Raw genomic sequence first — 16,448 nt, 5'->3', positions numbered from 1 at the left:
GGTGACTAGGCTCGGCGGCGTGGACCGGACCCGAACCCTGACCCCCCGCACCGCCGTCATCTGGGCGGTGCTCCGGGCCGAGCTGGACCGGCGGGCCGGCGAGCGGCTCACCGTCCTCGACGTCGGCGGCGGGACCGGCGGCTTCGCCGTCCCGCTCGCCGAGGCCGGCCACCAGGTCACCGTCGTCGACGCCAGCCCCGACGCGCTCGCCGCGCTGACCCGCCGGGCCGCCGAGGCCGGGGTCGCCGAGCGGGTACGCGCCGTGCAGGGCGACGGCGACGCGCTCGCCGGGCTGGTCGAGCCGGCCACCGCCGACCTGGTGCTCTGCCACTCGGTGCTGGAGGTCGTGGACGACCCCGCCCCGGTGGTGGCCGCGCTGGCCGCCGCCCTGCGCCCCGGTGGCGCGGCCAGCGTGCTGGTCGCCGGCCGGGCCGCCGCCGTGCTGGCCCGGGCCATGAACGGCCACCTGGACGTGGCAGCCGCGCTCGCCGCCGACCCGGCCGGCACCGCCGGCCCCCGGGACACCCTGCGCCGCCGCTACGACGCCGACGAGGCCACCGCGCTGCTCGCCGCCGCCGGCCTCACCGTCGAGGAGATCCACGGCGTACGCGTGTTCGCCGACCTCCTCCCGGCCGCCGTGGCGGACGGCCAGCCCGCGGCGCTGGTCGAGCTGGAACGGGCCCTGGCGGCCCGACCGCCGTACCGCGACCTCGCCGCCCAGCTGCACCTGTTCGCCCGCCGCCCGGCATGACCGGCCCGGCGGTGGATCCGCTCGACCGGGTCGCGCCCCGCTACGGCGGCGGCAGCCTGGCCGACGTGCTGCCCAGCGCGCTCGCGCTGCTCGGTGTGCCCGGCGCCGCCGACCTGCTCGGCCTGGCGCCCCGGCTGGCCGGGGTGCGCCGGATCGCCGTGCTGCTGGTCGACGGGCTCGGCTGGTACCAGATCCCCACCGCCGCCCCGTACGCGCTGACGCTCGCCGGGCTGGCCGCCACGGTCGGCGTCCCGCTCACCGCCGGCTTCCCCTCGACCACCCCGACGAGCCTGGTCAGCCTCGGCACCGGCACCCCGTCCGGCGCGCACGGGGTGCTCGGCTTCAAGGTGCGGGTGCCCGGCACCGACCGGGTGCTCAGCCACATCGAGTGGGCCGGCGACCCGGAGCCGCTGCGCTGGCAGCCCGTCGCCACCTGGTACGAGCGGGCCCGCGCGGCCGGGGTGGCGGTCACCGTGGTGAGCCGCCCCGAGTACGGCGGCAGCGGCCTCACCCTGGCCGCGAACCGGGGCGGCGACTACCGGGGCGCGGCCGGCGCCGACGCGGTGGCCGAGCGGATGCTCGCCGCGCTGTCGGCCGGTTCCGGGCCGACCCTGGTCTCCGGCTACCACCCCGACCTGGACCGGCACGGGCACCTCAGCGGCGTGGACTCCGCGCCGTGGCGGCTGGCCGCCGCCGAGGTGGACCGGCTGCTCGCCCGGCTGGTCGACGGGCTGCCGCCGGACGCCGCGCTGCTGGTCACCGCCGACCACGGGCAGCTCGACGTGCCCGACGAGCACCGGATCGACCTGGACACCGACCCCCGGCTGCGGGCCGGCGTCCGGGTGGTGGCCGGCGAGCCCCGGGTCCGCTACCTGCACGTCGAGCCGGGCGCCACGGCCGACGTGGTGGCCGCCTGGTCGGCGGTGCTGGACGGCGCCGCCCGGGTGCTCACCCGGGCGGAGGCGGTGGCCACCGGCTGGTTCGGCCCGGTGCCGGAGGCGCACCTGGGCCGGATCGGCGACGTGGTGGTGGTCTGCCGCGGCACGTACGCGGTGGTCGCCACCCGCTCGGAGAAGCCGATCGAGTCCCGGCTGGTCGCGTACCACGGCGCGGACACCGCGGCCGAGATGACCATCCCGCTGCTCGTGGTCCGCGGCTGACCCGACGGGGGCCGATCGGCCGGCGGGACTGTCGGACCGGGCGGCTAGCCTGCGGGGATGGGCCGCAGCCAGTCGTTGCCCCGGGGCGGTGATCCGCGCTTCGGGCCGGACGCCGACGACACCGGCTGCCCGATCCTGCACGTCGACATGGACGCGTTCTTCGCCTCGGTCGAGGTGCGCCGCCGCCCCGAGCTGCGCGGCCGCCCCGTCGTGGTGGGCGGCATCGGGCCGCGCGGGGTGGTCAGCTCGGCCAGCTACGAGGCCCGCCGCTTCGGCGTCCGCAGCGCCATGCCCACCGCGCGGGCCCGGGCGCTCTGCCCGCAGGCGGTCTACCTGCCGCCCGACTTCGCCGCCTACTCGGCCGCGTCCCGGGCGGTCATGCGGATCTTCCGCGACGTCACCCCGCTGGTCGAGCCGCTCTCGCTGGACGAGGCGTTCCTCGACGTGGCCGGCGCCCGGCGGCTCTTCGGCACCCCCACCGAGATCGCCCGGCTGATCCGGCGCCGGGTGTCCGAGGAGCAGGAGCTGACCTGCTCGGTCGGTGTGGCGTCGAGCAAGTTCGTGGCGAAGCTCGGCTCCACCCGGGCCAAGCCGGACGGCCTGCTCGTGGTGCCCGCCGCCCGGGTGCTGGAGTTCCTGCACCCGCTGCCGGTGGCCGCGCTGTGGGGGGTGGGGGAGCGGTCCGCCGAGGCGCTGCACCGGCTCGGCCTGCGCACCGTGCGCGACCTGGCCGAGGCGCCGCCGGGCCTGCTCCGCCGCGCGGTGGGCGAGGCGTCCGCCGGCCACCTGCACGAGCTGGCCTGGGGGCGCGACCCGCGCCGGGTCTCCCCGGAGCACGTGGAGAAGTCGATCGGCGCGGAGGTCACCTTCGACACCGACGTCACCGACCCGGCGGAGATCCGGCGCGCGCTGCTGGCCCTCGCCGAGAAGGCCGGCGCCCGGCTGCGCGCGGCGGGCCAGGTCGGGCGCACCGTGTCGCTCAAGGTGCGGCTGGCGGACTTCCGCACGGTCAGCCGCTCCCGCACGCTCGGTGTGCCCACCGACACCGCCCGGGAGATGTTCGACACTGCCTGGGCGCTGTGGACGGCCCTGGCCCCCGGCGAGCCGGTCCGCCTCGTCGGCGTCCGGATGGAGGGTCTGGCCGCCGCGGAGGAGACGCCGCAGCAGCTCACCCTGGGTGCGCCCGAGCGTGGCTGGCGGGAGGCGGAGGCGGCGGCCGACGCCGCGGCCGCCCGATTCGGGCGGTCCGTCATAGGTCCGGCGAGTCTTCTCGGGAAGCGTGATCCCCGGCGAGTCGAAAAACCGACCCGGCCGTAGGTCGTCCCGCTTTCCGACGCGCGAGCCCCCTCGTAGACTTGCGGGTAAGCAGCCGGTTGGCTGCCACGGTCTGTCGGCCCGCCCGGGTCGACCAACGTGACCGGGGAGGAGTGCCGTGCCGCTCTCGGAGCACGAGCAGCGGCTGTTCGAGCAGATCGAGCGGTCGCTTGCCGAGGACCCCAAATTCGCCTCGGCCGTGCGCGCCAGCGACCCGCGTTTCCACGCGCGGCGTCGCGTGCTCGTCGCTGCCGGCGTGGTCATCGCTGGTCTGGCCCTGTTGATCTACGGTGCCGTGATCAAGACGCCCCCGCTGGCCGTGGCGGGCTTTGTCGTCATGCTGGCCTCGTTGGGCTACGCGGTGCAGTCGCACCGCCGATCCCAGTCGCCCGACCTGCACGTGGTCGGCGGCACGACGAGCCGTCGTCGCCCCCGTGGTCGCAGCGGCCGCCGGGGCTCCTTCCTCGACCGGATGGAGGACCGCTGGCGGCAGCGCCCGGAGGGCCACCGCTGAGCACGCCCCGCCCCTGACCGGGCGGGTCCTCGCGACAGCGGATCGCCGGCACGCCCGGCGAGCGTTGTCGCTTCCGCGCGCCCCGATCCTCCTCGTTGACCCACGCGCCGGTGCCCGTGCGGTGGGGACCCGGTCCGGCCCGCCGGCGGGGGAGCGCCGGCGGGCGGAACCGGGTCAGCGGGCCGGCCGGCCCGCCAGGAAACGACGCGGGTCCCAGCGCAGCATCCGCTGTCGCACCTGCCCGGTCGTGGTGACCAGTCGGGTCGAGCGTTCGGTCAGGGCGGTCCGCCAGCGCAGCAGCACCGACGGCGGCAGCAGGGCCGCCAGCAGCCGGGTACGCCGGTCCGCCTGCCCGGCGAGGGCGCCGCGAACCGACCGCAGGGCCGGCTGCAGCCTCTCGCCGGTCAGCGGGTCGCGGGCGTAGCGGGCCCGCTCCTCGGCCCGGCCCAGCAGCCGGACCCCGGTCACCGCGGCGGCGTCCTCGACGAGCGTCTCCCGAACCAGCCGCTCGGCGGTCGTCCGGGGGGTCTCCGTGAGGTCCACCCGGACGTGGAAGTCGACAAGCGTGTCCAGCAGCTCGTCCCAGGCGGCGTGCGCGTCCGCGCGGGCCCGGTCGGCGTCCACGCCGACCACGATCTCGCGCGCCTCGCCCCGCTGCCCGGGCACGGCGGCCAGGGTGGTGGCCGCGGGCACGACCGCCCGGGCGCGCCGCCGCCGGCGCAGCGCGGAGCGGCGCAGGGCCGGCACCGCGAGCAGCACCAGCAGGGCGAGCGCCCCGGCCACCCACCACGGCCACACCGGGCTCTGCCGGGTCGGCCCGCCGTCGCCGACGGCCAGGCCCTGGTCGGCGTCCTTGTCGAGGCGATCCGGGTCGTCCGCGCCGGCCGACGGGTCGACGCCCCCGGGCGCGGTGGTGCTGCCCGGCGCCGGCGTGACGTCCTCGGGGGCGTCGGTGTCCGGGGCCCAGGCCGAGCGGACCGACCCCTGGACGCTCGCCGCCGGGGTGGCGTCGAAGGGCACCCAGTTCCCGCCGAGGAAGACCTCGGTCCACGCGTGCAGGTTCTTGTTGGTCAGCACGTACGTGCCGTCGCCGGAGTTGCTGCCGTTGCTGAAGCCGAACGCCACCCGGGCCGGGATGCCGGCCGACCGGACCAGCCAGGCCATCGCCGCGGCGTACTGCTGGCAGAAGCCCACCTTGGTGGCGAGGAAGTCGGTGATGTCCTCCCCGCTGGTGCCGCTGCGGGTCGACAGCGAGTAGGTGAACCCGTTCTCCACCGAGAAGTAGTCGTAGATCGCCCGGACCTTGTCGTAGTCGTTCGTGCGGCCCTTGACCAGCTGGTCGACGAGCCGGTCGACCGCACGGACGGACGGCGTGACGGTCTGCTGCGCCAGCACCGGGTCGTCGGCCGGCAGGGACGGCGCCGCGCGCAGCGCCGCCGGGCTGAACGTCGAGCGGACGTAGTCGAACGAGTAGCGCTTGCCCCGGGAGTTCTCCCGGTTGGAAAAGATGATCTGGAGATTCGCGTCGTAGAGCCAGTTGCCGCTCAGGTCCTCGGTCTTCACCGGCTCGGCGTACACGGGCAGCAGCGGCATGTTGAGGTTCTTGGTCACCTCCACGCTGGCCCGGTAGCGCTGCTGCTGCACGCCCCGGCCGCCGCGCGGGTCGGAGAGGTTCCGGTTGGCCGGCTTCCCGGAGGGCACCCGCACCCGGAAGCCGTCCGGCCGCAGCTCGTCGGCCACCCCGAAGCGCAGGTAGAACGGGGCCGGTTCGTTGGTGGTCACCTTGACCAGCTCGGTCACCTCGCTCTGGTTGAGCTGGCCGCTGAGCGCGGCGAAGAGGTCGATCCGGCCGGGGCTGCCGCCCTGGCCCGGACGCCCGTTGCCGGTGCCGGTGCCGTTGCCGACCGCGCTCATGAGCCCGCCGGTCATCCCGGGCACGGCCAGCGGCAGGGCCACCGCCAGGACGACCCCGACCACGGCCAGCCGGCGGCCCGCCGCGGCCAGCGGCGACGCCTCCCAGACGTCGACGTCGCGCCCCTCGCCGGTGAACCGGCGGCCGAACCGGCGCACCCGGTCGACGTTGTCGGTGACCAGCAGCCACAGGTAGCCGCAGGCGCCCACCACGAACGGGGTGGCGGGGACGCTGTCCACGTAGACCGCCACGGGCACCGAGTAGATGGCCAGCATGGGCAGCCCGGCCAGCGCCGGCCGGCGCAGCCCCACGGTGAGCACGTCGACCACCACGGCCACCGCGCCGATGCCGAGCACGGCGAGGAAGAGCAGCGAGTCCACGTCCGGCACCTGCACGCCGTAGGTGCGCATGTCCGACAGCGAGGCGCTCAGCAGCTCGCCGAAGTGGGCGAAGGTGGCCGGGGTGGGCACGAACGCGAAGAACTCGGTGCCGCCCGGGAAGACCCAGGTCAGGCCGAGTGTGAGACCGGTCAGCATGGCCAGCACCTGGCCCCACAGCGGCGCCCGGGCCAGCCGGCTCAGCGCGGCCGAGCCGGCCACCACGGCGACCACGATGGTGGCCTGGATGAGCCAGGTCCAGCGCTCGAAGATCGCCGACAGCGGGGCCGCCGCCAGCACGGTCGCCGCCGCGGCGACGAAGCCGAGGTTGCGGTGCGCGGTCACGGGTCCACCCTTCCGGTCATCGCACGCCTCCGGCCACCGTCTCGGCGAGGGCCGCCCGCAGGGCGAAGCCCTGCGACCCGCGGCCCGCCTGCGGCCAGAGCATCGGCAGCCGGTTGCCGTGCTCCACGCCGATGACCCGCCAGCCGCTCTGCAGCAGGGCGAGCGCGGCGGCGCCGTGCGCGTGCTCCGCCTCGGCCCGGGCCTTCGGCGGCAGGTTCAACCACGTGTTGCTGTCGAGCAGGAACGCCACACAGGTGGCGCCGTTGCCGCGCAGCCCGGCCAGCAGCTCGGCCTCGGCGGTGCTCAGCGTGCCGAGCAGCGCGATGATCAGACCGCCGTCGGACCGCTGCCGGACCTGCTGCACCAGCGAGGTCAGCTCGCCGCGCTTGTCCAGGTGCACCTCGGCGAGGTGGTCGAGGAGCAGGCCCTCGCCGCCGGCCTCGGTGGCGTCCACGTCCGCGCCGGAACCGGTGACCAGCCGCAGCTTGTAGCCGGCCTGGCGCAGGTGCACCGCGATGCTGGCGGCCGTCGAGACCGCCCACTCGAAGCTCGCGGTGGGTCCCTCGCCCCGGTGCCCGGCGGCGCGGGTGTCCAGCACCACGGTGGCCCGGCTCTCCCAGGGCTGCTCCTCCCGGCGCACCATCAGCTCGCCGGTGCGGGCCGTCGACTTCCAGTGCACGCGGCGCAGGTCGTCGCCCATCCGGTATTCCCGGGTGGCCGCGTCGTCCTCGCCGTGCACGGCCACCGAGCGGGCCCGGCTGTCGCCGCTGCCCGCGTACTCGCCGGGGAGGCGGACCGGTGGCAGCGGGGTGACCTGCGGGATCACGGTGAGGTGGTCGGTGCTGGGGAAGGCCCGGCTCAGCTCGCAGAGCCCGAACGGGTCGGTCAGCCGGATCACCAGCGGCCCGACCTCGTAGCGGCCGCGCACGTCGGCCCGGACCGTGTAGGCCACCGAGCTGGCCTGGTGGGCGCCGAGGCGCTCCAGCACCACCCGGGGGCGGCTGCCGAGCGCGTAGGGCAGCCGGTCCTCCAGCAGCAGGGTGCCGGTGGGCAGCCGGGACAGGTTCTGCAGCCGCAGCACCACCCGCGAGTTGGCCCCGACCGGCACCCGGTGCGGCTCCAGGGACCGGTTGCAGGCGAGCTTGTAGCGGCTGCGCCCGACGTAGGCCGCTGCGAGCAGCGGCAGGATGGCGAGCAGGACGGCCACCCGGAGCAGGTCCTTCTCGCCCAGGATGGCGGCGGAGATCGCGGCGGCCACCGCGGCCGCCAGGAAGGATCGGCCGCGGGTGGTCAGCCCTCGCAGGCCGTCGCGCACCTCACGGCCTCCGCGGCTCGTACGGCCCGCGACCCGTGGTGCCGGGCCGGGTGTCGTAGGGGGAGCGCTTGCGGTCGTGCGGGAGCGGGAGGCGGTGCACCAGCTCGGCGACGATCGCGTCGGTGGTGCGCCGGGCCAGCTGCGCGTCGGCGGTCGGGATGATCCGGTGCGCCAGCACCGGCACCGCGAGGGCCTGGAGGTCGTCGGGCAGGACGTAGTCGCGGCCCTCCAGGGCGGCGACCGCGCGGGCGGTGCGCAGCAGCTGGAGGGTGGCCCGCGGGGACGCGCCGAGCCGCAGGTCGGGCGCCTCGCGGGTGGCGGTGACCAGGTCGATGGCGTACTGCTTGACGGCGTCGGCGACGTGCACCTGCCGGACGTGGCCGATCAGCCGGCGGACGGTCGCCGCGTCGGAGACCGGCCGCAGCTCGTGCAGCGGGTCGTTGCCGCCGTGACCGTCGAGCATGGCCAGCTCGGCGCCCGCGTCCGGGTAGCCCATCGCGATCCGGGCGGTGAACCGGTCGCGCTGCGCCTCCGGCAGCGGGTAGGTCCCCTCCATCTCGATCGGGTTCTGCGTCGCGACCACCATGAACGGGGTCTGCAGCTGGTAGGTCACGCCGTCGACGGTGACCTGCCGCTCCTCCATGCACTCCAGCAGCGCCGACTGGGTCTTCGGCGAGGCCCGGTTGATCTCGTCGCCGACGACCAGGTTGGCGAAGACGGCGCCCGGGCGGAACTCGAAGTCGTGCGTCTCCTGGTTGTAGACGCTGACGCCGGTGACGTCGCTGGGCAGCAGGTCGGGGGTGAACTGGATCCGGCGCACCGAGCAGTCGATCGACCGGGCCAGCGCCTTGGCCAGCTTGGTCTTGCCGACGCCCGGCACGTCCTCGATCAGGAGGTGGCCCTCGGCGAGCAGCACCGCCAGCGCGAGCCGGACGGTTGCCGTCTTGCCCTCGATGACCTGCTCGATGTTGGCCACGATGGCCTCGCTGGCGGCGCGGAACTCGTCGTGCGGCAGCAGACCGCCCACCTCGTCCCAGGTCTGTTGTGTCACGGGCCTCCTCCTCGTCGCCGGACGGCAGCTCTGAATAGAGCACCTGGACCCGCCGTTGGGTTCGCGACGCCGAGCCTCTTCTGCCGCAGAAATCTCACTGGTCTCTCAGGCTAACCATGTTTCTCGTTGTCGCCGACCCCCGCAGGCGGTCGGCCGGTTACGCCCGGAATATTCGCCGGACCGGGGGACGTGTGGCCGGCTCGCACCCGGGTAGCCCCGTCCCGGTTCCTGTTCACCGGGTGGGTCGCCCGGCACCGGCCGTACCCGCCGGGGGACCCCGACGGGCCACGCCGTCCCACGCGGCGGGCAACGGGCGCGAGGCGCGACCCGCCGACGGGGTACACTGCGGGTCATGGCCGGAGTCTTCCTGCTTCTTACCGAGCCGTGCTGATGCGCTGAGCGCGCGACAGCACGGCGGCCCCTCCTGCGCGAGGGGCTTTTTTGTGCCCGCAGCAGACCTCCCACATCCGACATGACCCGCGCCGAGGAGACACGCCATGAGTGAGGCAGCCGCACCGGCGACCGACATTCCCCCGTTCCGGTACACCGCCGCCCTGGCCGCGGAGATCGAGCACCGCTGGCAGGACACCTGGGAGCGGGAGGGCACCTTCCACGCGCCGAACCCGGCCGGTCCGCTGGCCGACCCGACCCACCCGCGCGCGGGCGCCGAGAAGCTGTACGTGCTGGACATGTTCCCCTACCCCTCGGGCGCCGGCCTGCACGTCGGCCACCCGCTGGGCTACATCGGCACCGACTGCTACGCCCGCTACCAGCGGATGGCCGGGCGCAACGTGCTGCACGCCATGGGCTTCGACGCGTTCGGCCTGCCCGCCGAGCAGTACGCGGTGCAGACCGGCACCCACCCCCGCACGACCACCGAGGCCAACATCGAGCGGTACAGGGAGCAGCTGCGCCGGCTGGGCCTGGGCCACGACGAGCGGCGGTCCGTGGCGACCATCGACACCGACTTCTACCGCTGGACCCAGTGGATCTTCCTGCAGGTCTTCAACTCGTGGTACGACGCGGACGCGCGCAGGGCCCGCCCGGTCGCCGAGCTGATCGCCGAGTTCGAGGGCGGCACCCGTCCCACCCCCGACGGCCGGCCGTGGGCCGAGCTGACCGTGGGTGAGCGGCGGAAGATCGTCGACGACCACCGGCTGGCGTACGTCTCCGAGGCGCCGGTGAACTGGTGCCCGGGCCTGGGCACCGTGCTGGCCAACGAGGAGGTCACCGCCGACGGCCGCTCCGAGCGGGGCAACTTCCCGGTCTTCAAGCGGAACCTGAAGCAGTGGATGATGCGGATCACCGCGTACGGGGACCGGCTGCTGGAGGACCTGGACAAGCTGGACTGGCCCGAGCCGATCAAGCTGCAGCAGCGCAACTGGATCGGCCGGTCGACCGGCGCGCACATCGACTTCCCGACCGAGCGCGGCCCGGTCCGGGTGTTCACGACCCGGCCGGACACCGTCTTCGGCGCCACCTACATGGTGCTGGCTCCCGAGCACGAGCTGGTCGACGTGCTGGTGCCGGCCGCCTGGCCGGAGGGGACCCGGGACGCCTGGACCGGCGGGCACGCCAGCCCGCGGGCCGCCGTCGAGGCGTACCGGAAGGCCGCCGCGGCCAAGACGGACGTGGAGCGGCAGGCGGAGACCAAGGAGAAGACCGGTGTCTTCGTGGGTGCCTGGGCGACCAACCCGGTCACCGGCGGGCAGATCCCGATCTTCATCGCCGACTACGTGCTGGCCGGCTACGGCACCGGCGCGATCATGGCGGTGCCCGCGCAGGACGAGCGGGACTGGGAGTTCGCCGAGGTCTTCGACCTGCCGATCGTGCGCACCGTGCAGCCGGCGGAGGGTTTCGACGGCAAGGCGTGGACCGGCGAGGGCCCGGCGATCAACAGCGCCGCCCCCGAGCGGGGCCTGGACCTGAACGGCCTGGGGGTGGCCGACGCCAAGGCGCGGATCATCGAGTGGCTGGAGGCCAACGGGCACGGCGCCGGCGCGGTGACCTGGCGGCTGCGGGACTGGCTGTTCTCCCGGCAGCGCTACTGGGGCGAGCCGTTCCCGATCGTCTACGACGAGACCGGGGCGCCGATCGCGCTGCCCGAGTCGATGCTGCCGGTCGAGCTGCCCGAGGTGGACGACTTCTCGCCGAAGACGTTCGACCCGGAGGACGCCGACAGCAACCCGGAGACCCCGCTGTCCCGGCGGCGCGACTGGGTGGAGGTGGAACTGGACCTGGGTGACGGGCCGAAGCGCTACACCCGGGAGACCAACGTGATGCCGCAGTGGGCCGGCTCCTGCTGGTACGAGCTGCGCTACCTGGACCCGACCGACTCGCGGCGCTTCGCCGAGCCGGAGAACGAGGCGTACTGGATGGGGCCGCGCGGTGCGGGCGACTGCGGGGGCACCGACCTGTACGTTGGCGGCGCCGAGCACGCCGTGCTGCACCTGCTGTACGCCCGCTTCTGGCACAAGGTGCTGTACGACCTGGGCCACGTCTCGTCCTTCGAGCCGTTCCGCCGGCTGTTCAACCAGGGCTACATCCAGGCGTACGCGTTCACCGACCCGCGCGGCGCCTACGTGCCGGCCGAGGAGGTCGTCGAGGTCGACGGCCGGTACTTCCACGGCGAGACGGAGGTCAGGCGCGAGTACGGCAAGATGGGCAAGTCCCTGAAGAACGTGGTCACCCCGGACGAGATGTGCGCGGCGTACGGCGCGGACACCTTCCGGGTCTACGAGATGTCGATGGGTCCGCTGGAGGTGTCCCGCCCGTGGGAGACCCGGGCGGTGGTCGGCTCGTACCGGTTCCTGCAGCGGGTCTGGCGGGCGGTGGTCGACGAGCAGACCGGCGCGCTGCGGGTCACCGACGCGCCGGCCGACGAGGCCACCCGGCGGCTGCTGCACAAGGTCGTCGACGGGGTCCGCGGCGACATGGAGGCGATCCGGTTCAACACCGCGATCGCCAAGCTGATCGAGCTGACCAACGGGCTGACCCGGCTGGCCGAGACCCCGCGCGAGGTGGCCGAGCCGCTGGTGCTGATGGTGGCACCGTTCGCCCCGCACATCGCCGAGGAGCTGTGGCGGCGGCTGGGCCACGACACCTCGCTGGCGTACGCGGACTTCCCGACCGCGGACCCGGCGCTGCTGGTCGCCGAGACGGTGACCTACCCGGTGCAGGTCAACGGCAAGGTCCGGGGCCGGGTCGAGGTGGCCGCCGACGCGTCCGAGGACGTGGTCCGCGCGGCCGCCCTGGAGGCGGTCGCCGGCCCGCTGGCCGGTAAGGAGCCGCGCAAGGTCATCGTGGTGAAGGGCCGGATGGTCTCGGTCGTCGCCTGACCGTTTCGATCGTCGGAGGCGCGTCCCTGCTCGGGCGCGCCTCCGGTGCCTGTGACCGGTCGCCGCCCCCGAGGACCCAGCGAGCGGTCACCGGGTGCCGAGGGCGGCCTCGACCGCCGGGCGGTGCCGGCCCAGCCACTCGTGCCAGCCCCGTACCGCATCGACCGCGCCGGCGGCGCGCAGCCGGCGCATGCCCGGCTCGTCCCGGTCGGCGCCGGCGTCGATGCCCCGCCAGGTGCCGTCGAGCTGGTCGAGCATGACGGCGACCAGCTCGCCGCGGGGCAGGGACACCCCGGGGGCCGCCGCCTCGTAGGCGTCGCACAGCAGCCGGCCGCGCCGGGCCAGCTCGGCCGGGTCCGCGTCGCCGCCCAGCGCGGCCCAGTGCCAGCCGGCGAAGGCCACGTCCTCGATCCGTCGGCCCGGCCCGGCCAGGTCCCAGTCCAGGAAGGCCACCGGCAGCGGCCCGGCCGGCGTGTCCCGGTAGACGGTGTTCTTCGGCGACAGGTCCCGGTGGCAGACCGTCTCCGCGTCGCCGGCCAGCGGGGTTCCGGCGCAGGCGTCGTGCAGCGCCCGGATCAGCTCGGCCAGCCGGGTCAGGGCCGGGTCGGCGAAGAAGGTGGGATCCTCCCGGTCGCGCCAGGGCACCCGCCCGGCGAGGTGGGTGAGCACCTGTCGGCCCTGCTCGTCCACCCCGAGGTGGCGCGGCGCCAGGCCGGGCACGGTCGTGGCCAGGTGCCGCAGCAGGGCGGTCACGAACCCGGCCCGCGCCGGGGGAGAGCGGCGTACGGTGTCGCCGATCCGGATCACCTCGGTGACGAAGCCGCCGGGCAGCCGCTCCTCCGCGGCGGCCACCTCAGCTCGGGCCCAGGCGGCGGTGCCGCTCCGCGCGCCACCAGCGGTGGATGATGAGCACGCTGGCGATGAGGCCGAGGCTGGCCGGGGCGGCGGCGTACCAGTTGATCGAGTCGGGGGAGCTGACCGCCGCGCCGATGGCCGCGTAGCCGATGGCGGTGGGGGCGGCGGCGATCACGCTGCCGGCCAGGAACGGCAGCACCCGCGCCCCGGTGGTGCCGTAGCCGTAGCTGACCAGCCCGAACCCCGCGATCGGCAGCAGCCGGACGGTCATCACGCCGAACACGCTCTGCCGGGCGAACCAGCCGTCCAGCCGGGCCAGCCGGCCGCGGACCCGCTCGGCGACGAACTGCCGTCCCAGCAGGCGGCCGACCGCGAAGCCGAGGGCCGCCGCGAGCAGCGCCGCGCCGAGGGCGTACGCGGCGCCCTGCACCGGGCCGAAGATCGCCCCGGCGGCCAGCGTGACGAAGGTACGCGGGACCAGCGCCACGAGCAGCAGCGCGCCGCCGACCACGGCGGCGACCGGCGCGAACGCGCCGAGCGAGTGGGCGAGCCTGGGCAGGTCGCCCGGGTCCGGGTGGGGGACCAGCAGCAGCGTGATCCCGCACCCGGCGAGCAGCAGGAGCAGCAGCGCGAACCGGCGCGCCGACGGCTGCCGGAGCAACCCGACGAGCCCGCGGACCGTCGGTCGTCGCCGCCACGGACGGGCGGTGCGCGTCATGCCCTCGCGGCGGCGGCCACCGCGGCGCGGCGCTCGGACCGGAGCCGGTCGGCCCAGGTGTCGTCGAGCGGGGGGAGCTGGTGGACGCCGGTCGCCCAGCGCAGCAGCAGGTCGGCCAGGGCGGGGTTGCGGGCCAGCGCCGGGCCGTGCGAGTAGGTGCCGAGCAGCTTGCCGCGCCAGGCCCCCTCGGTGGTGCCGTCGTTGCCGACCCCGGCGGTCACCCGGGCCAGCGGCGACACGCCGGGCCCGAGGTGGGTGCGTCCGCCGTGGTTCTCGAACCCGGTCAGGTACGGGATGCCCAGCCGCGGGTCGACCTCGCCGGCCAGCTCGCCGACCGCCCGGGTCTGACCCCGGTCGGAGGAGATGTCGAGCAGCTCCAGCCCGGTGCACCGGGTGCCCTTGGCGAAGAAGGAGGTGCCCAGCAGCTGGTAGCCGGCGCAGACGCCGAACACGACCGAACCCTGGGCCACCGCCCGGTGCAGGCCGCCGTCGGCGATCAGCCGCTGCGCCCCCAGCGCCTGCGGGCCGTCCTCGCCGCCGCCGAGCAGGTAGATGTCGGCGGTGGCGGGCAGCCGCTGGTCGGAGCGGACCTCCAGCACCTCGACCGGCATGCCGCGCTGCTGGGCCCGGCGGGCCAGGATCAGCGCGTTGCCCCGGTCGCCGTAGGTGGACAGCAGGTCGGGATAGATCCAGACGATGCGCAGGCTCTCAGTTGACACGGTCCAGCTCCGCTCGGATGTCCTGGAAGGCGGTGTAGTTGGCGATGACCTCCAGCCGGCCCGGCGGCACGGCCCGGACCGCGTCGTCGAAGGTCCGGACGTGCTGGAACGGCACGCCGTTGACGTCAAGCCGGACCGCCAGGTCGTACGCCCGGTCGCCGGTGATCAGCACCTGCCGGCCGGCCAGCGGGGAGAAGTCGACGTCGAACAGCCAGGAGGTGTCCATCCCGTCGGGGTCGCGCGCGTTGATGGAGAGCAGTGTCGGCGCGACGTCGGCCATGTCGAACGCCTCCAGCCAGCTGGCCGGGTTCTTGGCCAGCAGCAGCCGGATGTTGCGCCCGTCCCGGTCGACCTGGGCGTAGCGGCCGGCCACCGAGGTGACCGAGCCGAGCCGGGAGACCGCGTCCACGGGGCGTACCCCGAACTCGGCGGCGACGGCCAGGGCGGTGGCCGCGTTGCCGAGGTTGACCTTGCCGGGAAGCTGCAGCTGCACCTTGTGCCAGGCGCCGGTGGGGTCGAGCACCCCGTCGTCTTCGACCGTCCACTGCGGCTGGGGGCGGCGCAGCGGGCAGCCGGTGCACCACCACTGCTCGCCGGAGCGCTGGATGGTGGAGCCGCACTCCGGGCAGACCCAGGAGTCGTCGTGCCAGCGCTGGCCGGCGCTGAACCAGGTGACGTGCGGCGGGACGTGGCCCTGGGCCGGGTCGGCCGGCGGGGTGGCGGCCCACACCACCATCGGGTCGTCGGCGTTGGCGACCACCCGCACGTCGGTGTGCCGGACCAGCGCGGCGCGCCAGAGCTGCGCCATCATGGCGACCTCCTTGGCCCGGTCCAGCTGGTCGCGGGAGAGGTTGAGCAGCGCCACCACGTGCGGCTCGGTGGCCTCCAGCACCTGGGCGAGGTAGTGCTCGTCCACCTCCAGCACCGCGTAGGGGGTGCTGCCGGCCTTGGCGAGCGCCGAGGTGTGCCCGGTGGGCATGTTGGCGCCGAAGGAGTTGGTGGCGACCCGGCCGAGCACGCCGACGGCGGCGGTGGTGAGCCGGGTGGTGGTGGTCTTGCCGTTGGTGCCGGACACCAGGGCGATGGCCCGCCCGGCCGAGAGGTGGGCGAGCAGGTCCGGGTCGATCTTGAGGCCGATCCACCCGCCGATGACCGAGCCGTCGCCACGACCCGCGGCCCGCGACAGCGCCGCGGCGGTCCGCGACACGGAGCTGGCCACCTTTGCCCGCAGGGGCATCTTCGCGTCCGTCACCCGAGCGAGGTTACCGGACCACCGGGCCCCCCAGATCGCCGCCGACGGCGATCCGTTCGGCCGGGGCGCTCCGGCGGACGGCCACCGCGCGCTCCGCCGGACGGAGTCGATCAATGTCGGGAAGCGGACCGCCCGCGGGGCGCGCCGGGGCCCTCCACTCCGCCCCACCCCCGTTGACGTGCTGTTTTGCGCGCGCAAACGGCGCGCCACGCGGGCGTTTCTGGTTGCGGGTGGAGGGAAGTGGAGTAGAGTGGGGCGCGATGGTGAGGCCGGGAGGGCCGCACCGGCCCGGGGGGTCAGCGGCGCCGCGAACGCCGCTCAGGGCGAGGGGGTTGGGCCGATGTTCCTCGGCACCCACACTCCGCGCCTGGACGACAAAGGCCGGTTGATCCTTCCGGCGAAGTTCCGGGATGAGCTGGCGGGGGGTGTCGTGATCACCAAAGGGCAGGAGCGCTGCCTCTACGTCTTCCCGATGCCCGAGTTCCAGCGCATCGCCGACCAGTTGCGCGCGCAGCCGATGACGAGCAAGGCGGCCCGGGCCTACAGCCGGGTCTTCTTCGCGAGCGCGCACGACGAGGTGCCGGACAAGCAGGGACGGGTCACCATCCCCGGGCACCTCCGGTCGTACGCCGCGCTCGACCGCGAGCTGGTCGTGATCGGGGCGAGCACCCGGGTGGAGATCTGGGACAGGGCGGCCTGGGAGGCCTACCTCGCGGAGAGCGAAGACGACTTCGCCGACATCGAGGAGGGGGTGCTGCCCGGCGGTCTGTAGGGCGTGACGGCGCCCGACGTACTGCGAGATCTCCAGCCGCTTTCGAGTTCCTGGC

General features: G+C 75.0%; 13 protein-coding genes. 6 read left to right on the top strand and 7 right to left on the bottom strand.

Annotated elements, in window-relative coordinates:
• The first annotated feature begins 1 nt into the window (after position 1).
• From ACZ6PY_RS07220 to ACZ6PY_RS07205, 4 genes are all read left to right on the top strand, one after another.
• Positions 2 to 751 carry a methyltransferase domain-containing protein gene (locus ACZ6PY_RS07220; RefSeq protein WP_466070051.1) on the top strand — a complete coding sequence of 250 codons (750 nt, stop codon included), beginning with the start codon at positions 2 to 4 and terminating at the stop codon, positions 749 to 751.
• Positions 748 to 1,911, top strand: a complete 1,164-nt coding sequence (locus tag ACZ6PY_RS07215; protein WP_466070049.1) for an alkaline phosphatase family protein — start codon at positions 748 to 750, stop codon at positions 1,909 to 1,911. Before ACZ6PY_RS07220 ends, ACZ6PY_RS07215 begins: the two co-directional genes overlap by 4 nt.
• Positions 1,912 to 1,968: 57 nt before the next feature.
• A complete protein-coding gene (locus tag ACZ6PY_RS07210; RefSeq protein ID WP_466070048.1) occupies positions 1,969 to 3,228 on the top strand; it encodes a DNA polymerase IV in 1,260 nt (419 codons plus the stop codon).
• 115 nt (positions 3,229 to 3,343) lie between these two features.
• The gene (locus ACZ6PY_RS07205) at positions 3,344 to 3,739 is read left to right on the top strand and encodes a DUF3040 domain-containing protein (protein ID WP_091268111.1); all 396 of its coding nucleotides are present in this window, start codon (positions 3,344 to 3,346) and stop codon (positions 3,737 to 3,739) included.
• A 174-nt stretch (positions 3,740 to 3,913) separates the two neighbouring features.
• Here the strand turns inward: ACZ6PY_RS07205 and ACZ6PY_RS07200 are convergent, their stop codons facing one another.
• From ACZ6PY_RS07200 to ACZ6PY_RS07190, 3 genes are read right to left on the bottom strand one after another with little or no spacing between them, the layout of a single operon-like run.
• Positions 3,914 to 6,373 (bottom strand): transglutaminase TgpA family protein, encoded by a 2,460-nt coding sequence (locus ACZ6PY_RS07200; RefSeq protein ID WP_466070046.1) that lies wholly within the window; start codon positions 6,371 to 6,373, stop codon positions 3,914 to 3,916.
• A 16-nt stretch (positions 6,374 to 6,389) separates the two neighbouring features.
• Positions 6,390 to 7,688 (bottom strand): DUF58 domain-containing protein, encoded by a 1,299-nt coding sequence (locus tag ACZ6PY_RS07195; protein WP_466070044.1) that lies wholly within the window; start codon positions 7,686 to 7,688, stop codon positions 6,390 to 6,392.
• A 1-nt stretch (position 7,689) separates the two neighbouring features.
• Positions 7,690 to 8,739 (bottom strand): AAA family ATPase, encoded by a 1,050-nt coding sequence (locus tag ACZ6PY_RS07190; protein WP_466070042.1) that lies wholly within the window; start codon positions 8,737 to 8,739, stop codon positions 7,690 to 7,692.
• 497 nt (positions 8,740 to 9,236) lie between these two features.
• On the opposite strand from ACZ6PY_RS07190, the gene leuS reads away from it, so the two are divergent.
• The gene (leuS, locus tag ACZ6PY_RS07185) at positions 9,237 to 12,077 is read left to right on the top strand and encodes a leucine--tRNA ligase (protein WP_466070040.1); all 2,841 of its coding nucleotides are present in this window, start codon (positions 9,237 to 9,239) and stop codon (positions 12,075 to 12,077) included.
• 87 nt (positions 12,078 to 12,164) lie between these two features.
• Here the strand turns inward: leuS and ACZ6PY_RS07180 are convergent, their stop codons facing one another.
• The 4 genes from ACZ6PY_RS07180 to ACZ6PY_RS07165 are packed head-to-tail and all read right to left on the bottom strand — an operon-like array spanning position 12,165 to position 15,606.
• Positions 12,165 to 12,929 carry a phosphotransferase gene (locus tag ACZ6PY_RS07180; protein WP_466070038.1) on the bottom strand — a complete coding sequence of 255 codons (765 nt, stop codon included), beginning with the start codon at positions 12,927 to 12,929 and terminating at the stop codon, positions 12,165 to 12,167.
• A 1-nt stretch (position 12,930) separates the two neighbouring features.
• Entirely contained in the window at positions 12,931 to 13,650 is a 720-nt protein-coding gene (locus tag ACZ6PY_RS07175) for a TVP38/TMEM64 family protein (RefSeq protein WP_466070036.1), read from the bottom strand.
• Positions 13,647 to 14,369 carry a type 1 glutamine amidotransferase gene (locus ACZ6PY_RS07170; RefSeq protein WP_466070035.1) on the bottom strand — a complete coding sequence of 241 codons (723 nt, stop codon included), beginning with the start codon at positions 14,367 to 14,369 and terminating at the stop codon, positions 13,647 to 13,649. The genes ACZ6PY_RS07175 and ACZ6PY_RS07170 overlap by 4 nt, the downstream gene beginning before the upstream one ends.
• Entirely contained in the window at positions 14,359 to 15,606 is a 1,248-nt protein-coding gene (locus tag ACZ6PY_RS07165) for a MurT ligase domain-containing protein (RefSeq protein ID WP_466070773.1), read from the bottom strand. Before ACZ6PY_RS07165 ends, ACZ6PY_RS07170 begins: the two co-directional genes overlap by 11 nt.
• 355 nt (positions 15,607 to 15,961) lie before the next feature.
• On the opposite strand from ACZ6PY_RS07165, the gene mraZ reads away from it, so the two are divergent.
• Positions 15,962 to 16,393, top strand: a complete 432-nt coding sequence (mraZ, locus tag ACZ6PY_RS07160; protein WP_091060154.1) for a division/cell wall cluster transcriptional repressor MraZ — start codon at positions 15,962 to 15,964, stop codon at positions 16,391 to 16,393.
• Positions 16,394 to 16,448 lie beyond the last annotated feature (55 nt).

The sequence above is a fragment of the Micromonospora sp. NPDC048907 genome (assembly GCF_055586885.1).
This window is presented reverse-complemented; position numbering and strand designations above follow the sequence as displayed.

Excerpts from the sequence above, each read along its gene's own strand:
- ACZ6PY_RS07215 (WP_466070049.1), top strand. The coding sequence starts at position 748 with ATGACCGGCCCGGCGGTGGATCCGCTCGACCGGGTCGCGCCCCGCTAC.
- ACZ6PY_RS07210 (WP_466070048.1), top strand. The coding sequence starts at position 1,969 with ATGGGCCGCAGCCAGTCGTTGCCCCGGGGCGGTGATCCGCGCTTCGGG.
- leuS (WP_466070040.1), top strand. The coding sequence starts at position 9,237 with ATGAGTGAGGCAGCCGCACCGGCGACCGACATTCCCCCGTTCCGGTAC.
- ACZ6PY_RS07175 (WP_466070036.1), bottom strand. The coding sequence starts at position 13,650 with ATGACGCGCACCGCCCGTCCGTGGCGGCGACGACCGACGGTCCGCGGG.
- ACZ6PY_RS07165 (WP_466070773.1), bottom strand. The coding sequence starts at position 15,606 with ATGCCCCTGCGGGCAAAGGTGGCCAGCTCCGTGTCGCGGACCGCCGCG.
- mraZ (WP_091060154.1), top strand. The coding sequence starts at position 15,962 with ATGTTCCTCGGCACCCACACTCCGCGCCTGGACGACAAAGGCCGGTTG.